Origin of the sequence: Fischerella sp., assembly GCF_013388695.1 — a bacterium.
Taxonomy (GTDB): Bacteria; Cyanobacteriota; Cyanobacteriia; order Cyanobacteriales; family Nostocaceae; genus PCC9605.
This window is the reverse complement of the sequence record NZ_JACAEU010000193.1, coordinates 1-3,825: the sequence shown is the minus strand read 5'-3', so window position 1 is coordinate 3,825 and position 3,825 is coordinate 1. Positions and strand designations below refer to the sequence as shown.

At 39.8% G+C, this 3,825-nt stretch carries 5 protein-coding genes and 1 pseudogene; 3 read left to right on the top strand and 3 right to left on the bottom strand.

What is annotated here, in order from left to right; translation table 11 throughout:
• A pseudogene (locus tag HXY43_RS25550) lies at nucleotides 1-85 on the top strand (IS5/IS1182 family transposase); the annotation flags it as partial.
• Between the two features lie 33 nt (nucleotides 86-118).
• Here HXY43_RS25550 and HXY43_RS25545 read toward each other — a convergent pair.
• Both HXY43_RS25545 and queG read right to left on the bottom strand, forming a co-directional pair.
• Entirely contained in the window at nucleotides 119-754 is a 636-nt protein-coding gene (locus HXY43_RS25545) for an HAD-IA family hydrolase (protein ID WP_290889669.1), read from the bottom strand.
• Entirely contained in the window at nucleotides 751-1,710 is a 960-nt protein-coding gene (queG, locus tag HXY43_RS25540) for a tRNA epoxyqueuosine(34) reductase QueG (protein WP_290889666.1), read from the bottom strand. Before queG ends, HXY43_RS25545 begins: the two co-directional genes overlap by 4 nt.
• A gap of 220 nt (nucleotides 1,711-1,930) precedes the next feature.
• Here queG and HXY43_RS25535 point away from each other — a divergent pair, with 220 nt between their 5' ends.
• The gene (locus HXY43_RS25535; protein ID WP_290889663.1) at nucleotides 1,931-2,452 is read left to right on the top strand and encodes an orange carotenoid protein N-terminal domain-containing protein; all 522 of its coding nucleotides are present in this window, start codon (nucleotides 1,931-1,933) and stop codon (nucleotides 2,450-2,452) included.
• Nucleotides 2,453-2,802: 350 nt separating this feature from the next.
• Entirely contained in the window at nucleotides 2,803-3,231 is a 429-nt protein-coding gene (locus HXY43_RS25530; RefSeq protein WP_290889659.1) for a ketosteroid isomerase family protein, read from the top strand.
• A gap of 266 nt (nucleotides 3,232-3,497) precedes the next feature.
• Here the strand turns inward: HXY43_RS25530 and HXY43_RS25525 are convergent.
• On the bottom strand, nucleotides 3,498-3,825 hold a 328-nt coding region (locus HXY43_RS25525; RefSeq protein ID WP_290889656.1), incomplete at its 5' end, for a hypothetical protein.

The following is a 3,825-nucleotide window of genomic DNA, read 5'->3' as shown; positions in this document are numbered from 1 at the left end:
TCGCGATTATGAATTATTACCCGAAACATCAGAGACTTTTTTATATATTGCCATGATCCGCATTATGGTGAGGCGATTGGCATAATCTTTGACCTCTGAAAACTTTTCAAACATCCTCTTAACTAACATTTATAACTTCCACCAGTTCACTTGGGTGGTGAATTAGAAAATTAGGATTTTGTTTGGCTAATACTTCGGGTGAATTAAATCCCCAAGTTACAGCAATTACTTTAATATTTGCTTTTTTCGATGCTTCTATATCTCTGGTTTCATCACCAACATAGATGACTTCTTCAGTCCGGATCTGTTTTTGTCTTAATAAATTATTAATAATAGTAGTTTTGCCAAAAATAGTAACTCCTGAATAGATAAATTCAAAAAAATTATCTAAGCAATTGATTGTTAAAAATTCTGTAACGTTATCTTTAGAGTTAGAAGTGATAATTCCTAGCCGATGACCTTCGGCTTTAAGTAAGGTCAAGGCTTCTTTCATTCCTGGAATTGGTTCTAACTCTGGGATTTTGTTTTTTAATTCTCCTTTGACTTTTTTAACCAGAAACGGTATTTTAAACAGCGAAATACCGGAGTAACTAATAATTTCTCTAGAAGTTAAATTTCTTAACAAAGCCAATTCTTCTGGAGTGATTTGTACATAACCAAATTCTTTTGCTAAACGGTTGGCAATACTTACAAGAGCATCTACTGTATCAGCGATCGTGCCATCAAAATCAAAAATAATTACTTTCTGGGTCATTCTTGTGCCTGCTGGAATGCGTCTAGATTAGCACGGGCATTCCGTCGTAACATTTCTGGCTTAATCCGCCGCAACGCCGATGCCGGAAATCGTTTATCCCATTCTGAATCGGAGATTTGGGCTAATTCTATCAGCTTAGGTGCAAGATTCCCAGAATAAGGTTGAAATTCTGCTACGTCAGTTGCATGTGCAAAACGCTGATTCCAAGGACAAACATCTTGGCAAATGTCGCAACCAGCAACCCAGCCTTGCAAGTGAGGTGTAACTGTCTCTGGTAGTTTGTCATGCCGATTTTCAATTGTGTGATAGGCAATACAGCGATTTGCATCTACCACAAATGGACTAGTTATGGCGTTTGTAGGACAAGCCTGTATACAGCGAGTACAAGAACCGCAGTGTTGCGTATGGGGAGTATCCGGGGTCAATTCTAGATTTGTCAACACTTCTCCCAAAAACACCCAAGAACCATACTCCCGCACGATCACGTTACCATTTTTGGCAATCCATCCAATTCCGGCTTGTTGTGCCCAGAGTTTATCCTGTACAGGCCCTGTATCTGCGTAATAACATGCTTGTATTCCTTCATCTAGTTCTTGTAACCAGGAGGAAAGTGCTTTTAGTTTTTTGTGCATGACTTTGTGATAATCTCGTCCCCAGGCATAACGAGATATCTTGGCGTATTCCTTACCTTCAGGACGCTGATGTGGTGTGTAGTAGTTGAGAGCAACACATATTAGCGATCGCACTTCTGGCATTACCAACCGAATATCCTGACGTTTGGGGGAAGTCATCCATTCCATATCAGCGTGATAACCCAGCGCTATCCATGCTTGTAACCGCTGCGCCTCTGTATCTTCATCTACCCCATCCACAGCAGCTATTCCTACCTTGTGAAATCCCAACTCTAAGGCTTTTTGCTTTACTTTACTGCTGCTTGTTCCGGAAAATTGATTCATTTACCTTATCGAAAATTTGCCGGATTGGTTGCATCTAGATTATACATTATCTAGTCAATACATGATTATCTGAGTCTATGCATGTATTTGCTCTTTTTTAGGAACACTATTTGTAAATTTTATTTGCAATTTGTAAACAAATAATGCAAAATGTAAAACAAGAGCAAAAAACGCTCTTGGCAATTCCCAGCGTATTCACTAAACCAACTGTGGTGCAATCATGACATTCACTACTGATTCAGCACAAACTCGTTTTTCTAGATCTTTCAATTACAGCAACCAGCCAGGTGACGCCGTTGCATCTACTGTTGCTGTATTTACAAGCCTAAGTGTAGATGACCAGTTGGCAGTACTCTGGTATGCTTACACCGAAATGGGACGTTCAATTACGCCAGCTGCTACCGGTGCTGCTCGTTTACAGTTAGCCGAAGGTCTGCTGAATCAAATTAAGCAGATGTCTCATCCAGAGCAGTTGCAGGTAATGCGCGACCTGGCTGCTAAGAAAAATACTCAGTTTACTCGTTCCTACGGTATCCTGAGCGCCAATACAAAGCTGGCTTTCTGGTACGAACTATCTGAATTAATGGTTAAAGGCTTCGTCGTTCCCATGCCATCTAACTATCAACTCTCTCGTGATGGCGTGCAGGTATTAGAAGCGCTCAAAGAACTTGATTTTGGTCAACAAATCACCGTTCTTCGCAAAGTTGTAACCGACATGGGTGTTGATCCTCTAGCTGATTAATACATGAAAGCAGCTATGCCAGAGGAGAAAATGCTTAGACCCTAAGCTTTTTACTCCTCTACGACTAGTTAATATTTCCTGACATCCTGTACTAAATAAATTCGCAATATCTTTCCTTATCTCCCTTATTTACAAGCCAATTGCTCTTTATATCTCCTCTAGTGGCGGGGAGAAAATAAAGGGCAATTTTTATTAGTGTTTTGTTAGTAGTTAGTAGTTAGTGGTTAGTAGTTAGTTTTTAACCACTATCCACTATCTACTAACCACCATCAAAAAAATACATCTCCAGCAACAGGTTTGAATTTGCTGTTGTGTGTAAATTGCATAGAAAATAATCTGGAGTTGAGTTTATGCTTTCATCACAGCCATCGCAATCTGCTACAGTTCCAGAGCAATTCACAATAGAAGGAATTGCAGAACCAACAATCCTGCGTTACTTTCAAACCTTAAATGCAGGAGAATTTGATGATACTGCTAGCTTATTTGCAGACGACGGCATAATGCATCCACCATTTGAATCTGGAATTGTTGGACAAGATGCGATCGCTAGTTATTTAAAACAAGAAGCTTCAGATATTAAAGCATACCCTCGCCAAGGAGTCTCCGAGAATTTAGAGGAGGGTACAGTCCAATTTCAGGTTACAGGCAAAGCACAAACTTCTTGGTGCGGTGTCAATGTTTTGTGGCAATTTATCCTCAACCAACAGCGGCAAATTCTTTACGTCAAAATTAAACTTTTGGCCTCTCCCCAAGAGTTACTGAATATGCGAAGGGATTAGTTAGCAAGATACATATCCCCAACTTCTGGTGAGGATGAATTTTACTTTAATTTGGTTGTTTTACTGACAAATATTTTTGGTGTGTGAGAAGGTAAGCTACAAAATTAGATAGCATTCCTTCAGTAACGAAGGAATGCATCTAGAAACTCAGAAACATCTCAGATAATCGATTTGACATTGAACTGCCTCCTCACTATTACATATGAATGTGTGGAAGCGAGTAATTAATTGGTAGTAGTTTTAGCACCGCTGGTTAAGCTTCATAATTATAATACCCGAGATAATAAATTAATAAAAGTAAGCTTGGTTGCCAGTTTGGCAATTTTTAGCTGGCAGAAAAAGAAAAAATACTTATGATAATTTTTACTACAAAAATAATTGTCAAAGTTAAGAAGTGTATCATACACTCTCACAAAATAGCCATCTAAGTAGAAAGGCATAAATAAACTAAAAACAGTGCGGGCTAGAAGCCCACCCCACAAGAGCTTTAATAATATTGTGGGGTGGAGAGAAGTCCGAGCGGAGGCTTCCTCCGTAGACGCCCTCCGGGCGGCTTCCCAAAGGGTTCGGAACTTCGGAGCATCCTGCCCGCCC

Bases quoted from the DNA above. Each gene is read 5' to 3' on its own strand.
- HXY43_RS25535 (WP_290889663.1), top strand. From the start codon at position 1,931: ATGACATTCACTACTGATTCAGCACAAACTCGTTTTTCTAGATCTTTC.
- queG (WP_290889666.1), bottom strand. From the start codon at position 1,710: ATGAATCAATTTTCCGGAACAAGCAGCAGTAAAGTAAAGCAAAAAGCC.
- HXY43_RS25545 (WP_290889669.1), bottom strand. From the start codon at position 754: ATGACCCAGAAAGTAATTATTTTTGATTTTGATGGCACGATCGCTGAT.
- HXY43_RS25530 (WP_290889659.1), top strand. From the start codon at position 2,803: ATGCTTTCATCACAGCCATCGCAATCTGCTACAGTTCCAGAGCAATTC.